Source organism: Burkholderia cepacia (assembly GCF_029962485.1).
In the GTDB taxonomy this organism is placed as follows: Bacteria; Pseudomonadota; Gammaproteobacteria; order Burkholderiales; family Burkholderiaceae; genus Burkholderia.
In genome coordinates, this window is record NZ_CP073637.1 from 1,490,402 (window position 1) to 1,507,453 (window position 17,052).

Annotated in this window: 19 protein-coding genes; 13 read left to right on the forward strand and 6 right to left on the reverse strand. The window is 67.2% G+C overall.

Features of this window, described 5'->3' with window-relative positions:
* The first annotated feature begins 15 nt into the window (after positions 1-15).
* Together bcsG and KEC55_RS06910 are read left to right on the forward strand one after the other, a co-directional pair.
* Positions 16-1,572 (forward strand): cellulose biosynthesis protein BcsG, encoded by a 1,557-nt coding sequence (bcsG, locus tag KEC55_RS06905; RefSeq protein WP_282507279.1) that lies wholly within the window; start codon positions 16-18, stop codon positions 1,570-1,572.
* Positions 1,554-1,751, forward strand: coding sequence for a hypothetical protein (locus KEC55_RS06910; RefSeq protein WP_282507280.1), 198 nt, complete (start codon positions 1,554-1,556; stop codon positions 1,749-1,751). The genes bcsG and KEC55_RS06910 overlap by 19 nt, the downstream gene beginning before the upstream one ends.
* A gap of 60 nt (positions 1,752-1,811) precedes the next feature.
* Here KEC55_RS06910 and KEC55_RS06915 read toward each other — a convergent pair whose 3' ends face one another.
* From KEC55_RS06915 to KEC55_RS06930, 4 genes are read right to left on the reverse strand one after another with little or no spacing between them, the layout of a single operon-like run.
* The gene (locus KEC55_RS06915; RefSeq protein WP_282507281.1) at positions 1,812-2,696 is read right to left on the reverse strand and encodes a pirin family protein; all 885 of its coding nucleotides are present in this window, start codon (positions 2,694-2,696) and stop codon (positions 1,812-1,814) included.
* Positions 2,697-2,728: 32 nt separating this feature from the next.
* On the reverse strand, positions 2,729-3,121 hold the full coding sequence (locus KEC55_RS06920; protein WP_282507282.1) for an OsmC family protein: 393 nt from the start codon (positions 3,119-3,121) through the stop codon (positions 2,729-2,731).
* Between the two features lie 47 nt (positions 3,122-3,168).
* Positions 3,169-4,749, reverse strand: a complete 1,581-nt coding sequence (locus KEC55_RS06925) for a cation:proton antiporter (RefSeq protein WP_282507283.1) — start codon at positions 4,747-4,749, stop codon at positions 3,169-3,171.
* A gap of 10 nt (positions 4,750-4,759) precedes the next feature.
* Complete coding sequence (locus KEC55_RS06930; protein WP_282507284.1) at positions 4,760-5,020, reverse strand: XapX domain-containing protein; 261 nt, start codon at positions 5,018-5,020, stop codon at positions 4,760-4,762.
* On the opposite strand from KEC55_RS06930, the gene KEC55_RS06935 reads away from it, so the two are divergent.
* Entirely contained in the window at positions 5,019-5,294 is a 276-nt protein-coding gene (locus tag KEC55_RS06935; RefSeq protein ID WP_282507285.1) for a hypothetical protein, read from the forward strand. The two genes, KEC55_RS06930 and KEC55_RS06935, sit on opposite strands and share 2 nt — an antisense overlap.
* An 8-nt stretch (positions 5,295-5,302) precedes the next feature.
* Positions 5,303-5,989 (forward strand): hydrolase, encoded by a 687-nt coding sequence (locus tag KEC55_RS06940; RefSeq protein ID WP_282507286.1) that lies wholly within the window; start codon positions 5,303-5,305, stop codon positions 5,987-5,989.
* A gap of 22 nt (positions 5,990-6,011) precedes the next feature.
* Here KEC55_RS06940 and KEC55_RS06945 read toward each other — a convergent pair whose 3' ends face one another.
* Positions 6,012-6,935, reverse strand: a complete 924-nt coding sequence (locus KEC55_RS06945; protein WP_282507287.1) for a LysR family transcriptional regulator — start codon at positions 6,933-6,935, stop codon at positions 6,012-6,014.
* 115 nt (positions 6,936-7,050) lie between these two features.
* On the opposite strand from KEC55_RS06945, the gene KEC55_RS06950 reads away from it, so the two are divergent.
* The 6 genes from KEC55_RS06950 to KEC55_RS06975 all read left to right on the forward strand — a co-directional run bounded on the left by KEC55_RS06950 (position 7,051) and on the right by KEC55_RS06975 (position 12,767).
* Complete coding sequence (locus KEC55_RS06950; protein WP_282507288.1) at positions 7,051-7,218, forward strand: DUF1427 family protein; 168 nt, start codon at positions 7,051-7,053, stop codon at positions 7,216-7,218.
* Between the two features lie 19 nt (positions 7,219-7,237).
* Positions 7,238-9,127, forward strand: coding sequence for an amidohydrolase (locus KEC55_RS06955; protein ID WP_282507289.1), 1,890 nt, complete (start codon positions 7,238-7,240; stop codon positions 9,125-9,127).
* Between the two features lies 1 nt (position 9,128).
* Positions 9,129-9,590, forward strand: coding sequence for a DoxX family protein (locus tag KEC55_RS06960; RefSeq protein WP_282507290.1), 462 nt, complete (start codon positions 9,129-9,131; stop codon positions 9,588-9,590).
* A 26-nt stretch (positions 9,591-9,616) separates the two neighbouring features.
* Complete coding sequence (locus KEC55_RS06965) at positions 9,617-10,531, forward strand: glyoxalase (protein WP_282507291.1); 915 nt, start codon at positions 9,617-9,619, stop codon at positions 10,529-10,531.
* The gene (locus KEC55_RS06970; protein WP_282507292.1) at positions 10,528-11,223 is read left to right on the forward strand and encodes a YoaK family protein; all 696 of its coding nucleotides are present in this window, start codon (positions 10,528-10,530) and stop codon (positions 11,221-11,223) included. The genes KEC55_RS06965 and KEC55_RS06970 overlap by 4 nt, the downstream gene beginning before the upstream one ends.
* A gap of 92 nt (positions 11,224-11,315) precedes the next feature.
* Positions 11,316-12,767: an alginate export family protein gene (locus tag KEC55_RS06975; RefSeq protein WP_282507495.1), complete on the forward strand. Its 1,452-nt coding sequence runs from the start codon at positions 11,316-11,318 to the stop codon at positions 12,765-12,767.
* Positions 12,768-12,860: 93 nt separating this feature from the next.
* Here KEC55_RS06975 and KEC55_RS06980 read toward each other — a convergent pair whose 3' ends face one another.
* Entirely contained in the window at positions 12,861-14,447 is a 1,587-nt protein-coding gene (locus KEC55_RS06980; RefSeq protein WP_282507293.1) for an acid phosphatase, read from the reverse strand.
* 224 nt (positions 14,448-14,671) lie between these two features.
* Here KEC55_RS06980 and KEC55_RS06985 point away from each other — a divergent pair, with 224 nt between their 5' ends.
* From KEC55_RS06985 to KEC55_RS06995, 3 genes are all read left to right on the forward strand, one after another.
* Entirely contained in the window at positions 14,672-16,057 is a 1,386-nt protein-coding gene (locus KEC55_RS06985) for a cytochrome c peroxidase (protein ID WP_282507294.1), read from the forward strand.
* Positions 16,058-16,181: 124 nt separating this feature from the next.
* Complete coding sequence (locus KEC55_RS06990) at positions 16,182-16,568, forward strand: hypothetical protein (RefSeq protein WP_282507295.1); 387 nt, start codon at positions 16,182-16,184, stop codon at positions 16,566-16,568.
* 11 nt (positions 16,569-16,579) lie between these two features.
* Positions 16,580-17,050, forward strand: a complete 471-nt coding sequence (locus tag KEC55_RS06995) for an NUDIX hydrolase (protein WP_282507496.1) — start codon at positions 16,580-16,582, stop codon at positions 17,048-17,050.
* Positions 17,051-17,052: the final 2 nt, after the last annotated feature.

Here is a 17,052-nt window from a genome sequence, read left to right on the forward strand (position 1 = left end):
CATGGAGTGGGTTAGATGACGTTCTGGAATCTGTATTTCATCCTGAAGTTCGCGCTGTTCGCGACCGGGCACCTGCAGCCGTTCTGGCTCGCGAACCTCGCGTTCGCGGTGGCGCTCGTCGCGAGCGCGCCGATCCGGCAGCGCGCGTGGCGCATCGTCCGGCAGGTCGTGGCGATCGCGATCGCGGTGCCGCTGCTCGCACGCGAGATGCATGCGCCGCCGCTCGCGCGTCTCGTCGACGCCGCGCGCGAAGTGAGCACGTTCCGCCTCGACTACTGGATGGAGCTGCTGCCGCGCCTGCTGCCGCCGTTGCTGGTATTGACGGTCGTCGGCGCGCTGATCGTCTATTTCATCGTCAACCGCTGGTTGCGCGTCGCGACGTTCGTGATGGCGGTGCTGATCGTGATGCCGGTGTGGCAGGCCGGCAGCGGGTTGATGGCGCGCGTCGTCGCGCCGGCCCAGCAGCAGGCGAACCTGACGGATGCCACGCGCGCCGACCAGCCCGAGGACCACAACGCGGCGCTCGCGACGTTCCGCGCCCAGGAGTCGCAGCGGCAGGTCGCGTTCGGCCATCTCGGCAACGATCCGGCCGCGCAGTTCGACGTGATCGTGCTGCACGTCTGCTCGCTGTCGTGGGACGACCTCGATGCGGCGAAGGTGCGCAACCATCCGATGCTGAACCACTTCGACTACCTGTTCACGAACTTCAGCACGGCCGCGAGCTACAGCGGCCCGGCGGCGATCCGCGTGCTGCGCGCGAGCTGCGGACAGGAGGCGCATGCCGACCTGTACAAGCCCGCGCAGCAGCAGTGCTACCTGTTCTCGCAACTGGCGCGCGCCGGCTACTCGGTGCAGTCGCTGCTGAACCACGACGGCCATTTCGACAACTTCCTGCAGGTGATCCACGACAACATCGGCGTGGCCGATGCGCCGATGATCTCGAATACGGCCGCGCCCGTCGCGATGCACGCGTTCGACGGCTCGGCGATCAAGGACGACTATTCGACGCTCGCGAACTGGTACGCGCAGCGCGCGTCGGTGCCGGGGCCGGTCGCGCTGTACTACAACACGATCAGCCTGCATGACGGCAACCGGGTCGTCGGTAGCTCGCTGACGAGCATCGACTCGTATCCGCAGCGCGCGACGAAGCTGATGAACGATTTCGACCGGCTCGCCGACCTGATCGCGCAGTCGGGCCGCCGCGCGGTGATCGTGTTCGTGCCCGAGCACGGCGCCGCGCTGCGCGGCGACAAGAACCAGGTTGCGGGCCTGCGCGAAATCCCGACGCCGCGCGTCGTGCACGGGCCGGTCGGTGTGCGGCTCGTCGGCTTCGCGGGCAACCACGGCGCGACGACCGTGATCGACCAGCCGGCCAGCTTCCTCGCGCTGTCGCAGTTGATGTCGAACCTGGTGTCGAACAGCCCGTTCAAGCCGGGCACGACGCTCGCGCAATACGCGGCGGACCTGCCGCGCACGCGCATGGTCGGCGAGAACGAAGGCACGGTGACGATGCAGACGGCCGCGGGCTACGCGGTGAAAACTCCGGACGGCGTATGGATCGACGAACAGTAATTCCCCCCGGCGATGGCGACGGCGATCGCCTGTCGCAGCCGAACGACGTGCGCGGTCTCGCGCGGCATCTGCCCGCGCTCGATCCCGAACGTTATGTCGACGAACAGGCGCGCCGCGCGTTTATCGAGTCGCTCGACCGCTGGCCGACGCTTGCGAAATTGATGGGATTGAAGCCGTAAACGCACGACGGCCGGCATGCATGCCGGCCGTCGCGTCGTTGCGGGCGATCTGCCTATTGCCTAGTGCGCCTTGCGTTCTGGCTGGCGCGTCCATTCGTTCTCTTCGCCCGGCACCTTGCCGAACGTCTGATCGGCCCACGCGGCACGCGCGGCGTCGATCTTCGCGCGCGTGCTCGACACGAAATTCCATTCGATGAACCGCTCGCCCGGCAGGTGTGCGCCGCCGAGCAGCATCACGCGCGCGCCGTTCGCGCTGGCGAGCGCCACGGTCGCGCCCGGTTCGAGCACGGCCATCGTCGCGGGAGCGAGCGGCGTGCCGTCGACGGTGAGATCGCCGTCGACGAGATACACGCCGCGCTCGTCGTGTTCTGCATCGAGCGCGAGTTGCCCGCCCGGCGTGAATTCCGCATACGCATAAAGAGTCGGCGAGAACACGGCGACCGGCGACGTGAGCCCGAACGCGGTGCCCGCGATCACGCGCACGTTCGCGCCGTCGCGCGTGAACGACGGCAGCGTGTCGGCCGCGTGGTGAACGAATGCGGGCGTGGTGTCTTCATGCTCGACCGGCAGCGCGACCCAGGTCTGGATCCCGTGGACCGGCTGATCGTGCGGGCGGTCTTCGTCGGGCGAGCGTTCCGAATGCACGATGCCGCGGCCGGCCGTCATCCAGTTCACGTCGCCCGGCACGATCTTCTGCCGGAAGCCGAGGCTGTCGTGATGCATCAGCGAGCCGTCGAACAGGTAGGTGACGGTCGCGAGCCCGATGTGCGGATGCGGCAGCACGTCGATGCCGCGGCCGGCCGGCAGCACGGCCGGGCCCATTTCGTCGAAGAAGATGAACGGGCCGACGAGGCGCGCGGCGCGCGCGGGGAGCACGCGGCGCACGACGAGGTTGCCGATGTCGCTTTCGCGCGGCGTGAGCAGGGTCTTGATCGATGCGGACATGGTGGGGATTCTCGTGGTCGATGCGGAAAGCGTCAGGCGATCGCCGTGTCGATCGTGATCGGATGCGTGAGGATCTTGTGAACCGGGCACGCGTTCGCGATCTGCAGCAGGCGCTCGCGCTGTTCGCCGGTCAGCTCGCCGTCGAGCGTGATGCGGCGCACGATCGTGCTGCCCGCGCTGCCCGATTCGTGCGCGAGCTTTACGTGCACTTCGGCGAGCGGCCAGCCCTTGCGTTGCGCGTACATCTTCAGCGTGATCGCGGTGCATGCGCCGAGGCTCGACAGCAGCAGCGCGACGGGCGTCGGTGCCGCATCGCCGCCGCCGAGCGACGCCGGTTCGTCGGCGCGCCACTGGTGCACGCCATCGCTGAAGTGGACGAGGAAATCGACCGAGCCGATGCTCGCTTCGACGGACAGTTCGCTCATTGCAGTTCCATAGGGTAAAGGGGGAGGGCCGGCGGCGGGGCCGGACGTTACGGTTCGAGCAGCCGCTGCAGCCGCAGTTCCTCGAAATCGAGCTCCGATTCGATCCGGTGCAGCACGGCATCGTCGACCTTGCCGTCGCGATGCAGGTCGAGCAAAGCCTGGCGCGACACGCCGACGAGTTCGAGTTCGACGCGCAGCATGCGCGCGCGCACGCCGGCCGGTGCGGCGCCTTGCCGATGCGCGCGTTCGTTGAACGTGACGCGGTTGCGGTATTCGGCGAGCAGGCGGTCGAGCGACTGGCGTTCGAGATCCGACCCGCGTTGCTCGCGCGCATCGAGTTCGGCGAGCGCCGCGCCGAACGTATGCGCGCGCACCGCGTGCTCGGACATCGTGTGACGTGCGGCAGGGCGCAGCTTCAGCACGCGGATCAGCGGCGCGAGCGTGCCGCCCTGCACGACGAGCGTCGCGATGATCAGCAGGAACGTGCTGAACAGGATCAGGTCGCGGCCGGGGAAGTTGCTCGGCAGCGCGATCGCGGCCGCGAGGCTCACGACGCCGCGCATGCCCGACCAGCCGAGCACGATGGCCTCGCGCCACGACCACGGTGCGTGGCCCGCGCGCGGCGCGCGCAGGCGGCCCGGCAGCCACATCGCGACGAACACCCACACGACGCGCGCGCCAATCGCGGCGGCCGTCGCGGGCAGCGCGACGCGCAGGCCGGCCATCAGCACCGCGCCTTCGTGGTTCACGCGCGCGAGGATCGCGTGCAGCGCGAGACCGATCAGGATGAACACAAGCGCGTCGAGCACGAACACGATCGCTTCCCACGTTGCCTTCGCCTTGATCCGCATGTCGGCGTCGAACACGCGATGCTGGCGCACGCCGAGCACCAGGCCGCAGGTGACGACCGACAACACGCCCGAGCCGTCGACGGCTTCAGCGATCCCGTAGCTGCCCCACGCCATCGCGAAGGTCACGACGATGCCGAGCATCGGATCGCGCAGGCGCGGCAGCACCCAGCACATCGCATGGCCGCAGGCGAGGCCGACCGCGATGCCGATCAACGTGAGCGAGAAGAACAGGCCGGTGGCGCTCGCGGTCGTGATCGACACGGCGAGCGCGGCCGACACGGCCATCTGGTACAGCAGCAGGCCCGATGCGTCGTTGACGAGGCTTTCGCCTTCGAGCACCGCGACGAGCCGCGCGGGCAGCGGATGGCGCTGCAGGATCGCCTTGGCGGCGACCGCGTCGGGCGGCGACACGATCGCGCCGAGCGTGAAGCACGCGGCCCACGGCAGCGACGGGTTGGCCGCATGCACGGCCACCGCGACCGCGACGGTCGTGAACGCCACCGCGCCGAGCGCGAGCGACGCGATCGATGCGAGCTCCTGCCGGAATTCCTTCCACGCGGTGTAGAACCCGCTCGACATCAGCAGCGGCGGCAGCACGGCCGCGAGCAGCAGTGCCGGGTCCATGTCGGGCACGCGCTTGCCGGCGATCGCGACCACGCAGCCGCCGAGCAGCAGCACGACGGCCGGTGGAATCGAGATGCGTTCGGCGAGCCACGTGAGCGCGCCTGCGCCGCAGATCAACAGCAGCAGGTAATGAAACAGTTCGACGTTGGTCATGAGCCTTGCATCACGACGGCTTGCGGTCGTTTGCGGCACCGCCCGGCAGCGTGCCGAACATGTGCTGGCTGCACTGCGCGTCGCGCCATGCGGTATTCAGCCGGTAGCCGGACAGCATCCGGCGCGCGAGCGGCAGGATCTGCTCGCCGGCCAGCATGCCGAGCAGGCCGACGAGCGCGATGATCGGCGGCGCTGGCGAATTCACGCCGAGTGCGCCATAGATGACGCCGGCGAGGATGCCGGCGAACAGCGACAGAAAATACGGTTTCATGATGAAAACCTCTCGTGGTAGGCTGATCGGGGCGAAGGGCGCGCCTTCAATGTGCTGGAAGCGTATCGGGTTTACGTGCGGAAAAAAAGGGCGGATAGCCCTTGAAGAGACCCCTCTTTCGGAATTCGATCCATTCCGTTTCTTGGATGTTCACTCCGCGACTTTTCCGATTAAATGGCTGCAACCGGAAGACGCAAATCCGGGGCAACGCACAGCCGGCTCCTCTGCCATCCCGGTCGAGGCAAGCCTTAAACGTTTCCTGTCCAAAGGATGATTCGCGCCATGAGCAACCCCAAGCTTGAAGTCCTCACTCCCCAGAACAGCCAGTTGATCTTCATCGACCAGCAGCCGCAGATGGCATTCGGTGTGCAGTCGATCGATCGCCAGACGTTGAAGAACAACGTCGTCGGGCTCGCCAAGGCCGCGAAGGCATTCAACATCCCGACCACGATCACGACGGTCGAAAGCGACAGCTTCTCGGGCTATACCTACCCCGAACTGCTCGACGTATTCCCGAACCAGAAGACGCTCGAACGTACGTCGATGAACTCGTGGGACGATCAGAAGGTGCGCGACGCACTGGCCGCGAACGGTCGCAAGAAGGTGATCGTGTCGGGCCTGTGGACCGAAGTCTGCAACACGACGTTCGCGCTCTGCGCGATGCTCGAAGGCGACTACGAGATCTACATGGTCGCCGATGCATCGGGCGGCACGTCGAAGGACGCGCACGACTTCGCGATGCAGCGGATGATCCAGGCCGGCGTCGTGCCGGTCACGTGGCAGCAGGTTGCGCTCGAGTGGCAGCGCGACTGGGCGCGCCGCGACACCTACAACGCCGTGATGGCGATCGCGAAGGAACACTCGGGCGCGTACGGGATGGGTGTCGACTACGCATACACGATGGTCCACAAGACCGCGCCGCGTACCGCGACGCCGCACGAGTCGCTCGCGGCGGTTCCGGCGAAGTAACGGGCCGCCTGCCGCCGCAGGGTCAAACGGGCGGCAGCGCCCACGGCGCGTGTGTCAGATGCTCGACGAGAAAGTCGAGCAAGGCCGTCACACGCGCCGCCCGCAGCATGCCGGGCGGCGTGACGAGGTTGACGTTGATATCCGGAATTTTCCAGTCATGCATCACTTCCTCGAGCGCGCCGCTTTGCAACTCATTCCACACCAGGAACGCCGGCTGCAACGCGAGACCGTGACCGGCGATCAGCGCGGGACACAGGACGTCGGCGTTGTTGGCGCGGATGCGCCCGCGCACCGGCACGCCGAATTCGTCGCCCGATGTTGTATGACGAAAGCGCCAGTACTCGGGTGTCGGGATGTTCGTGTAGGTCAGGCACACGTGCTGGTCGAGCTCGCTGGGATGGGTCGGCCGGCCGTGCCGGTCGAGATAGGCGGGCGATGCGACGAGCGGCCGGCGTACCGCGCACAGGCGGCGTGCTCGCAGCGACGAATCGTTCAGTTCGGCGATCCGGATCGCGATGTCGAAGCCGCCGGACACGATGTCGACGAAGTTGTCGGTCAGCACGAGGTCGACGTCGACGCGCGGATAACGCTCGAGAAACGCGGGCAACAACGGTGCGAGATTGCACAGGCCGTAGGACATCGGCGCGTTCACGCGCACCAGGCCGTGCGGTTCGAGCGCGTGCGCGGATGCCTCGCCTTCGATCAGCTCGGCGTCGGCGAGCAGCCGGATCGCACGATCGCGCAGCAGTTCGCCGGTCGGCGTGAGCGACAGCTTGCGCGACGTGCGGTACAGCAGCATCGAGCCCAGGCGTTTTTCGAGGCGCGCGATCGCTTTCGACACGGTCGGTTGCGTGATGCCGAGCAGGTCGGCGGCCTTGGCGAACGAACCGGTCTCCGCGACGCGCGCGAAGATGGCCCAGGCTTCGAGATCGGGAAGTTGTTGCATGGGTGGGAAGCGTGGCAGTGAAGCAAAGCGGAGTCGGCGGCGGATCGCGCGGCCGGTGCACGGCGCCCGGGTGAGCGGCAATGCGGGTCATTCTAATCGAGTCGGGAGGGAGCACATGGAATCGTATGTTGTTTCATTGGGCGCTGGCGCGTTGATCGGCGTCGTGTACAGCGTGATCAAGGTGCGCTCGCCCGCACCGCCGCTGATTGCGCTGGTCGGGCTGGCCGGCATGCTGATCGGCGTTGCGGCCGTCGCACCGGTCCGTCACTGGCTCGGCTTCTGATTGCATCGAGGACACATTGATGAGCGTTACCGACACTCAACCCGATCTCATCCTGCATAACGGGCGCATCACGACGCTCGATCGTGCGAACCCGGTCGCGACCGCCGTCGCGATCAAGGACGGCCGTTTCGTCGCGGTCGGCGGCAACGCGGACGTCATGCCGCTTGCCGGCCGTGCGACGAAGGTCGTCGACCTGGCCGGCCGCACCGTGCTGCCGGGTCTGATCGACAACCATACGCACGTGATTCGCGGTGGTTTGAACTACAACATGGAGCTGCGCTGGGATGGCGTGCCGTCGCTCGCGGTCGCGATGGAGATGCTCAAGCGGCAGGTCGCTGTTACACCCGCGCCGCAGTGGGTACGCGTGGTCGGCGGCTTCACCGAACACCAATTCGTCGAGAAACGTCTGCCGACGATCGAGGAACTCAACGCGGCCGCGCCCGATACGCCGGTGTTCATCCTGCACCTGTACGATCGTGCGCTGCTGAACGCGGCAGCGCTGCGCGTGGTCGGCTACACGAAAGACACGCCCGAGCCGCCGGGCGGTACGATCCTGCGCGACGCCGCGGGCAACCCGACCGGGCTCTTGCTCGCGAACCCGAATGCGACGATCCTGTACGCGACGCTCGCGAAGGGGCCGAAGCTGCCGTTCGAATACCAGTACAACTCGACACGCCACTTCATGCGCGAACTGAACCGTCTCGGCGTGACCGGCGTGATCGATGCGGGTGGCGGTTCGCAGAATTACCCCGACGATTACGAAGTGATCCGCAAGCTGCATGACGCGGGCGAGATGACGATCCGGATTGCTTACAACCTGTTCACGCAGAAGCCGAACGCGGAGAAGGAAGACTTCGTGAACTGGACCAAGAGCACGAAGTATCACGACGGCACCGACTATTTCCGCAACAACGGCGCGGGCGAGATGCTGGTGTTTTCGGCGGCCGACTTCGAGGACTTCCGTGTCGCGCGCCCGGACCTGCCGGCGCAGATGGAAGACGATCTCGAAGGTGTCGTGCGCGTGCTCGCGCAGAACCGCTGGCCGTGGCGCATGCATGCGACCTATGACGAAACGATCAGCCGCGCGCTCGACGTGTTCGAGAAGGTCAACAAGGATATCCCGCTCGAAGGCCTGAACTGGTTCTTCGATCACGCGGAAACCGTTTCCGAAAAGTCGATGGACCGGATTGCGGCGCTGGGCGGTGGCATCGCGGTGCAGCACCGGATGGCGTACCAGGGCGAATACTTCGTCGAGCGCTACGGCGCGCAGGCGGCCGAAGCGACGCCGCCTGTCGCAAAGATGCTCGACAGGGGGCTCAAGGTATCGGCCGGTACCGATGCGACACGCGTCGCGTCGTACAACCCGTGGGTGTCGCTCGCATGGCTCGTGACGGGCAAGACGGTCGGTGGCTTGCGCATGTATCCGCAACGCAATCTGCTCGATCGCGAGACCGCGCTGCGCATGTGGACCGAGTACGTGACGTGGTTCTCGAACGAGGAAGGCAAGAAAGGGCGTATCTCGGTCGGGCAGCTTGCCGACCTGGTGGTCCCGGATCGCGATTTCTTCGCGTGCGCTGAAGACGATATCGCCGACACGACCGCGCTGCTGACCGTGGTGGGCGGCAAGATCGTATGGGGCGCGGGCCCATTCGCATCGCACGATGCGCCGATTCCGCCCGCGATGCCGGACTGGTCGCCGGTGCGCGAGTTTGGCGGTTACGGCGGCTGGGGCGCGACGCAGCGCAGCGGCGCACCGCTGCAGCGTGCGGCCGCCGCCGCGATGTGCGGTTGCGCGAACGCGTGCAACGTGCACCAGCATGCGCACGCGGGCGCGTGGGGTAGCGCATTGCCGACGTCGGACGCGAAGGGCTTCTGGGGCGCGTTCGGCTGTTCGTGCTGGGCGGTCTGACATGGCCACCTCGACCAACCGCGGCGGCGTCGACAATCCGGCATGGGTCCATGCGCTGCTGGCGCAGCCCTGGGTCCTGCCGCTCGTGCGACTCGCGCTGGTGTCGGCCTATCTGATCGGCGGGGTCGCGAAGGCGCTGGATTTCGACGGCGCGGTTGCCGAGCAGGCGCACTTCGGCCTGCATCCGGCCGCGCTGTGGGCGGCGCTCGCGATCGCGGTCGAGATCGGCGGTTCTCTGTGCGTGGTGTTTCGCCGCTTCACGTGGCTCGGCGCCGGCGCCCTCGCCATGCTGACGTTCGTCGCGATGGTGGTGGCGAACGATTTCTGGAACCACACGGGCGCCGAACGCTTCATGACGCTCAACAGCTTTTTCGAGCATCTCGGGCTGATCGCCGCACTCGTGCTCGCGACGCTGCTCGCCGATGCGCAGCACACGGCCGAAGATGGTCGTACCACTCGATGACGATGAAACAACAAGGAAATCCAGTCATGAAAACGATTCGTTCCGCCTTGCTCGCGCTGACGATCGCCGCCGGCCTCGTCGCGGCGCCGGCGGCGTATGCGAAGCCGCCCGTGCCGCCGGCCGCTACGCCGACGCTGGCCGTCGGGCCGCAATACGACACGACGCACGTGTACGTGGCGCCCGAGGATTTCGATCGCTTCGCCGACAGCTTCGTCGCGACCTTCGGCGGCAGCAAGTCGAAGCAGGGCGTGTTCCAGGTCACGCCGACCCCGAGCCAGACGATGTCGCAACTCGTTTTCACGCCGTCCGGCACGATCTCCGTGTTCGGCTTCAAGACGCCCACGCCCTGGCCGTTCGGCGCGGAGCGCACGGGGTATCTCGTCACCGACATGGACGCGGCGATGAAGGTGGCGCGCGAGCACGGCGCGGAAGTGATCGTCGACACCTTCCCCGATCCGATCGGCCGCGACGCGGTGATCGCATGGACGGGCGGCGTGAAGATGCAGCTTTACTGGCACACGCAGGCACCGAAGTACGACGCGTTGCAGACGATCCCCGAGAATCGCGTGTATGTGTCGCCGCAGAGCGTGCGCAAGTTCGTCCATGATTTCGTCAAGTTCTCGAACGGCAAGGTGGTGTCCGACGATCTCAAGGCGCCCGGCATCGAGATCGGCCGGCCGAACGACACCTATCGCCGTATTCGCATCACGTCGGGCTTCGGCAAGATGACCGTGCTCGTGACGGATGGCCATCTGCCTTATCCGTACGGGCACGAGATGACCGGCTATGAAGTGCCGGATCTGGCCGCGACGCTGAAGAAGGCGCAGGCCGCGGGCGTGAACGTGCTCGTGCCGTCGTACACGGCGGACGGGCGTGACGCGGCGATGGTCCAGTTCCCGGGCGGCTACGTCGCCGAGATCCACGCGGGCGCGGCACGATGAAGCACGAAGACACGATCCTTGCCGCGGTGGCCGGCTTCGTCGACACGCTGAGTTTCGTCGCGCTGTTCGGCTTGTTCACCGCACACGTGACCGGCAACTTCGTGCTGATCGGCGCCGGCGCCGCGGGGTTCGGCCAGGGCATCCTGCTGAAGCTCAGCGTGTTTCCCGCGTTCGTGTGCGGCGTCGTCGCGAGCAGCCTGATCGCACGCGCGTATTCCGGGCGGCCTGCATGGCAGGGCGCGCGTGCGCTCCATGCGGTCCAGGGCGTGCTGCTGCTCGGGTTCTGTGCGGCCGGCGTGTGGGCGTCGCCCGTCACGCAATCCGACAGCCTGCCGGTGCTGCTGGCCGGCATCGTCGGCACGTTCGCGATGGGCATCCAGAACGCCCATCCGCGCGTGATCGCGCGGGCCGGCGTGCCGAACACGGTGATGACCGGCAATGTCACGCAGGCGATCCTCGACGTCGTCGATCTGCTGTCCGCCGGCACGTCCGACAGCGTGCGCAGCGCTGCACGCGCGCGCTTCGCGAAGATGTGGCCGGCGATCGTCGCGTTCGCGCTCGGCGCGTCGGCCGGTGCGCTGGGTTTTCGGCATATCGGGTTCTGGGCGCTGCTTGCACCGGCCGGTGCGCTCGCGGTGCTGGCGGCTTGCGCGGGGATGGCCGCCCGCAACACCGCGCAGGAGCACGCATGATCGCCCGGCGCGGATGGCTGCCGCATCACCGCGAAGGGCGAGCGGGTCGGACGGATGCACGCGGCCGGACGGGTGCGACCCGGCATCCGGCGATGCCACGGATGGGGCGCCTCGACCGGGTTGCCCGCGCGTCGGTCGTCGCGGGGCTGCTGCTCGCGGGCGCCGATGCGGCGTACGCGGAAACCGCGGCGCCACCGGCGGCGGCCGGCAGCACGCCCGCCGCGACCTGCACGGCCAAGCGGCCGACCGTGCTGTTCAACCGTTGGCAGGAAGACTGGTCGGTGCTCGCGAATCCATGCGTGCCGCGCGCGCCGCTCGACGGGTTGAAATACATCCCGCTCGGCAACGATCCGGCCTCCTATCTGTCGCTCGGCGTGAACCTGCGCGAGCGCCTCGAGACCAACGACGCGCCGCTGTTCGGCATCGGCTCCGCGCAATCGGATACCTACCTGATCCAGCGCGTCGAAGTGCATGCCGACGCGCATCTCGGCCAGCACTGGCAGTTCTTCGTGCAGTTGCAGGACGACCGCGCATTCGGCAAGAACACGATTACGCCCGTCGACAAGAACCCGCTCGATCTCGAACAGGCGTTCGCGACCTACACGGGGGCGCTCGGCGGCGGCACGTTCAAGTTCCGCGTCGGCCGGCAGGAGATGGCGTTCGACTTGCAGCGCTTCATCGCCGCGCGCGATGGCCCGAACGTGCGGCAGGCGTTCGATGCGGTGTGGGCCGACTACGAGTACCAGAAGTGGCGCTTCATCGGATACGCGACGCAGCCGGTGCAGAACCGCACCGTGTCCGCGTTCGACGACGTGTCGAACCGCGATCTCACGTTCAGCGGCGTGCGCTTCGAGCGGCAGTCGGTCGGGCCCGGCGACCTGTCGGGCTACTGGTCGCGCTACAACCGCAGCAATGCGCGCTTTCTCGATGCGAGCGGCGCCGAGCGGCGCGACGTATGGGACCTGCGTTATACCGGTACGCAGGGCCGCTTCGACTGGGACCTCGAAACGATGTTGCAGACGGGCACGGTCGGCAGCAGCTCGATCCGGGCATGGGCGGTGGGCTCGATCGCCGGCTACCGGCTCGACGCGCCGTGGTCGCCGCGCGTCGCGCTGCAGGTCGATGCGGCGTCGGGCGACCGGCATCCGCACGACGGCCGTGTCGGCACCTTCAATCCGCTGTTTCCGAACGGCTATTACTTCACGCTGGCCGGCTTCACGGGCTACTCGAACCTGATCCATGTGAAGCCGTCCGTGACGCTGAAGCCGTCGTCGAACCTGTCGCTGCTTGGCGCGCTCGGTTTCCAGTGGCGCGAGACGACCGGCGACGCGGTCTACCAGCAGGGCAACGCGGTCGTGCCGGGCACGGCAGGCAAGGGCGGGTTGTGGACGGGGATGTACGTGCAGCTGCGTGCGGACTGGACGATCGCCGCGAACCTGATCGGTGCGATCGAGGCCGTGCATTTCCAGGTCGGCGATGCGATCCGGCAGGCGGGCGGGCACAACGCCGATTACGCCGGCGTCGAGCTGAAGTACGGCTGGTAACGCACGCGCGTACCGATGAGAAAAGGGCGGCCAGGAGGCCGCCCTTTGTACGTTCGGGCCGGCGCTGACGCCGGCCCGTTCGTCGCGATGCCGTTACAGGTTCGGCGACAGCGCCAGTGCGTTGGTCAGGTCGCCCATCGGCTGGCCGCCGTTCGCCTTGAGCGCGTCGTCGCGCTGTTGCAGGCCCGCGAGGCGCGGCAGCGAGAAGCGGCGCGTGATGAAGCGCAGGATCGACGCGGTGTCGTACTGCGTGTGGTCGACGAAACCCTTCTTCGAGAACGGCGACACGATCAGTGCCGGAATACGCGTGCCCGGGCCCCAGCGGTCGCCCTTCGGCGGCGACACGTGATCCCAGAAGCCGCCGTTTTCGTCGTACGTGACGACCACGACCATGTTCTTCCACTGCGGGCTCGCCTGCAGGTGCGCGATCACGTTCGCGATGTGCTGGTCGCCGCTCGACACGTCCGTGTAGCCCGCGTGTTCGTTCAGGTTGCCCTGCGGCTTGTAGAACGCGACTTGCGGCAGCGTGCCCGCGTCGATTGCCTTGATGAACTCGCTGCCGTCGGTGCCGCCGTCCAGCAAGTGCTGTGCGCGGCTCGTGCTGCCCGGTGCCTGGTTCGCGTAGTAGTTGAACGGCTGGTGGTGCGGCTGGAAGTTCGGCGCCGTCATGTTCGGGCCGTAGATCACGTTCGCCGTGCCGCTCTGCGCGGCCTGCAGCGCCTGGTTCCACGCGCCGCCGTACCACGCCCACGACACGCCGGCGCTGGTCATCAGGTCGCCGATGTTCTGCTGCGACTGCGGCGGCATCGTCGACGCGGCCGACGGGTCGGCGAGGTTCGGATCGCCGCCCGACGCGGCCTTGTTGCCGCTCGGCTGATACGGCGGCTGCATCGTGTTGATCGCGTAGAAGTCCGGCGTCAGGTTGCCCGAGTTCACGAACTTCGGAATGCCGTCGAGCGCGGACGCCGGCGAGTTGGTCGCGAGTTGCAGCGACTTGCCGTCGGCGGCGACGGCCGAGATCGAGCCGGCGGCCGGGCTCTTGTCCGCGTTCGCGTAGAACGGCGCGCATGCGCAGATCAGATACTGGTGATTCAGGAACGAGCCGCCGAACGCGCCCATGAAGAAGTTGTCGGCCAGCGTGAACTGCTGCGCGATCTTCCACAGCGGCAGCTTCGTCGCGTCGGGCGTGTAATGGCCCATCACGAGGCCGCCCGAGTCGGCCCATGCGGCGAACATGTCGTTCTTGCCGCCGTTGATCTGCATCTGGTTCTCGTAGAAGCGGTGATACAGGTCGCGCGTCGTCACGCTCATCGGCGTGTTGAAACCGCTCGGGTCGTCGATCGCGAACGGCGCGTTCGGCAGGTTCGCCGTCATCGCTTCCGTCACGGCGGGCGTCACGCCCTTCGCGGTCAGGCCGCCCCAGACCTTCGGCAGCGTCGCGAGCGGCTGGCCGTTGCGGTCCTTCTGCTGTGCGCTGGCCGCGGTCACGTTCTGCAGGCCGTTCGCGCCCGGGAAGTTGCCGTACAGGTTGTCGAAGCTGCGGTTTTCCGCATAGATCACGACGACGTTCTTCACCGTCGACAGGCCTTGCTGCTGCACGTCGTCGCCGCCGCAGGCGGTGAGGGCGGCCGCCGCCGCAACGGCGATCGGTGTAAAGCGAATCCAGGCGTGGTTTTTCATCCGTTGTACTCTCTATCTCTCTCTTGTCGCGTGGGGAACCGGCGCATTCGTGTACCGCCGGTTCGCGAGGTGACCGTGGCATGTCCGGCTGCACGCATTTTGAGGGTGCGATTTGACAGGCGGGTGTAGGCGTCCTTTCGATTAGCTGTCGGCGAGTCGTCATGCAATGGTCATGCGGCTGACATAAACTCCGGCCGCTCCTGAACCTACTTTCCGACGAATCGATGAAGCCTCGCCAACCGACAGCCGGCGCGTTCGCGCGTTCGTGGCTGCATCTCACCGGCGCGTTTGCGCTGGCCGCCACGCTCGTCACCCTTGCCGGCTGTGACGGACAGCCCGGTGCCGGTACGCCGGCCACACCGGCCGCGAGCGCGGCGAGTGCGTCGGGCGCCGCGAATCTGGTTGCGTCCGCAACGGTTGCCGCGAACGGCGCCGTGGTCGCGACGAACCAGCCGCAGACGCGCGCGCAAGTTTACGAAGGCGTGCGCCGGATGACGGCGCTCGGCAAGCAACTTTTCTTCGACCCTACGCTGTCAGGTTCCGGCAAGCTCGCGTGCGCGTCGTGTCACAGCCCCGATCACGCGTTCGGCCCGCCCAATGCGCTGGCCGTGCAGTTGGGCGGCGATGACATGAAGCATCCCGGCTTTCGCGCGGTGCCGTCGCTGAAGTACCTGCAGGGCGTGCCGCAGTTCACCGAGCACTTCCACGATTCCGACGACGAAGGCGACGAGAGCGTCGATGCAGGCCCGACGGGCGGCCTCACGTGGGACGGCCGCGTCGATACGGGCGCCGAGCAGGCGCGCATTCCGCTGACTTCGCCGTTCGAGATGAACAGTTCGCCCGCGAAGGTCGCGCAGGCCGTGAAGGCCGCGCCGTATGCGGACGAGTTCCGCGCGGTGTTCGGCGTGAAGGTGCTCGACGACGATGCGGCCACGTTCAAGGCCGTGCTGCGCGCGCTTGAAACCTTCGAGCAGACGCCCGAACTGTTCTCGCCGTACACGAGCAAGTACGACGCGTATCTCGCAGGCCATGCACAGCTCACGCCGGCCGAACTGCGCGGGCTGCAATTGTTCAACGACGAGAAGAAGGGCAATTGCGCGAGCTGCCACATCAGCCAGCGTGCGCTCGACGGCACGCCGCCGCAGTTCAGCGATTTCGGGCTGATCGCGATCGCGGTGCCGCGCAACCGCGCGCTGCCCGTCAACCGCGACCCGCGCTTCCACGATCTCGGCGCGTGCGGCCCCGAGCGCACCGACCTGAAGGGCCGTGACGAATTCTGCGGGCTGTTCCGCACACCGTCGCTGCGCAATGTCGCGCTGCGCAAGACCTTCTTCCACAATGGCGTCTATCACACGCTCGAGGACGTGATGCGCTTCTACGTCGAGCGCGACATCCATCCGGAGAAGTTCTACCCGGTCGTGCACGGCAAGGTTCAGATTTACGACGACCTGCCGAAGCGCTACTGGCCGAACATCAACCGCGAAGCGCCGTTCGACCGCAAGCGTGGCGAGCAGCCGGCGCTGAACGCGGCCGAGATCAAGGACGTGATCGCATTCCTCGGCACGCTGACTGACGGATATCAGCAGACGGCCGCGCCGGCAGGGCACTAGAAGACGTTCGTTGCAGCACGCATGCTATCCTCGCTCGCTGACGGGCGCGGTGCGTGCCGGAGGGCCGGCCCCCGGTTCGCCGGCATGCACCGCGCCGTTCGATCGAACATCCAAGGAGAACAACATGTCGATGCGTGCATCCCTTTCCGTCGTCACGCGTGTGCTGGCCGGCGCCGCGTGCGCAGCCGCGATGCTGCCTGCCCACGCGCAGAACAACCTGAACTTCCTGAGCGACACGCCGCTCAGCTACTTCAGCAAGACCGACCGCGCGTCGCTCGCGAAGGCCGCCGAGCAGGTACGCGACGAAGGCAAGGACGGCGAGACCACGACGTGGCAGAGCAGCGGCCGCGGCACGCAGATCGATGCGAAGCTCACGCCGTCAACGTCCGAGAGCGACGGCAAGACCTGCCGCGAAATCGCCACCGACATCACCGCGAAGGGCCAGACGATGACGCTCAAGCCCGTCTACTGCAAGACGGCCGCGGGCAAGTGGCAGCTGCAGAAGCACTGAGCACGCGTGTGATGAGGCGGGGCGGCGCGCCGCGCACGGTGTCGTGCGGCGTCGTGATCCTCGATGCTGCCGGTCGCGTGTTCCTCGCGCATGCGACGGATACCTCGCACTGGGACATCCCGAAGGGGCAGGGCGAGCCTGGCGAGACGCCGGTCGACGCCGCGCTGCGCGAGCTGCTGGAGGAAACCGGCATCGAATTCGCGCCGGCCAGGCTGCTCGATCTCGGTCGCTTTGCGTACCGGCACGACAAGGACCTGCACCTGTTCGCGGTGCGGGTGGCCGACGGCGAGATCGATCCCGCGCACTGCACGTGCACGTCGCTGTTCCCGAGCCGTCGCGACGGCTCGATGATTCCCGAGATGGATGCGTACCGCTGGACCGTGCCGGGCGACCTCGACGCGTATGCGAGCCGCAGCCTTGCGCGGCTGTTTCGCACGAAGCTGTCGCTGGTGGAGCTGCATCGGCGATTGTCGGGCGGGTGAAC

Bases quoted from the DNA above. Each gene is read 5' to 3' on its own strand.
- KEC55_RS06965 (WP_282507291.1), top strand. From the start codon at position 9,617: ATGAAAACGATTCGTTCCGCCTTGCTCGCGCTGACGATCGCCGCCGGC.
- KEC55_RS06970 (WP_282507292.1), top strand. From the start codon at position 10,528: ATGAAGCACGAAGACACGATCCTTGCCGCGGTGGCCGGCTTCGTCGAC.
- KEC55_RS06915 (WP_282507281.1), bottom strand. From the start codon at position 2,696: ATGTCCGCATCGATCAAGACCCTGCTCACGCCGCGCGAAAGCGACATC.
- KEC55_RS06960 (WP_282507290.1), top strand. From the start codon at position 9,129: ATGGCCACCTCGACCAACCGCGGCGGCGTCGACAATCCGGCATGGGTC.
- KEC55_RS06995 (WP_282507496.1), top strand. From the start codon at position 16,580: ATGAGGCGGGGCGGCGCGCCGCGCACGGTGTCGTGCGGCGTCGTGATC.
- KEC55_RS06945 (WP_282507287.1), bottom strand. From the start codon at position 6,935: ATGCAACAACTTCCCGATCTCGAAGCCTGGGCCATCTTCGCGCGCGTC.
- KEC55_RS06950 (WP_282507288.1), top strand. From the start codon at position 7,051: ATGGAATCGTATGTTGTTTCATTGGGCGCTGGCGCGTTGATCGGCGTC.
- KEC55_RS06980 (WP_282507293.1), bottom strand. From the start codon at position 14,447: ATGAAAAACCACGCCTGGATTCGCTTTACACCGATCGCCGTTGCGGCG.
- KEC55_RS06975 (WP_282507495.1), top strand. From the start codon at position 11,316: ATGCCACGGATGGGGCGCCTCGACCGGGTTGCCCGCGCGTCGGTCGTC.
- KEC55_RS06990 (WP_282507295.1), top strand. From the start codon at position 16,182: ATGTCGATGCGTGCATCCCTTTCCGTCGTCACGCGTGTGCTGGCCGGC.
- KEC55_RS06955 (WP_282507289.1), top strand. From the start codon at position 7,238: ATGAGCGTTACCGACACTCAACCCGATCTCATCCTGCATAACGGGCGC.
- KEC55_RS06920 (WP_282507282.1), bottom strand. From the start codon at position 3,121: ATGAGCGAACTGTCCGTCGAAGCGAGCATCGGCTCGGTCGATTTCCTC.
- bcsG (WP_282507279.1), top strand. From the start codon at position 16: ATGACGTTCTGGAATCTGTATTTCATCCTGAAGTTCGCGCTGTTCGCG.
- KEC55_RS06910 (WP_282507280.1), top strand. From the start codon at position 1,554: ATGGATCGACGAACAGTAATTCCCCCCGGCGATGGCGACGGCGATCGC.
- KEC55_RS06925 (WP_282507283.1), bottom strand. From the start codon at position 4,749: ATGACCAACGTCGAACTGTTTCATTACCTGCTGCTGTTGATCTGCGGC.
- KEC55_RS06985 (WP_282507294.1), top strand. From the start codon at position 14,672: ATGAAGCCTCGCCAACCGACAGCCGGCGCGTTCGCGCGTTCGTGGCTG.
- KEC55_RS06930 (WP_282507284.1), bottom strand. From the start codon at position 5,020: ATGAAACCGTATTTTCTGTCGCTGTTCGCCGGCATCCTCGCCGGCGTC.
- KEC55_RS06940 (WP_282507286.1), top strand. From the start codon at position 5,303: ATGAGCAACCCCAAGCTTGAAGTCCTCACTCCCCAGAACAGCCAGTTG.
- KEC55_RS06935 (WP_282507285.1), top strand. From the start codon at position 5,019: ATGATGAAAACCTCTCGTGGTAGGCTGATCGGGGCGAAGGGCGCGCCT.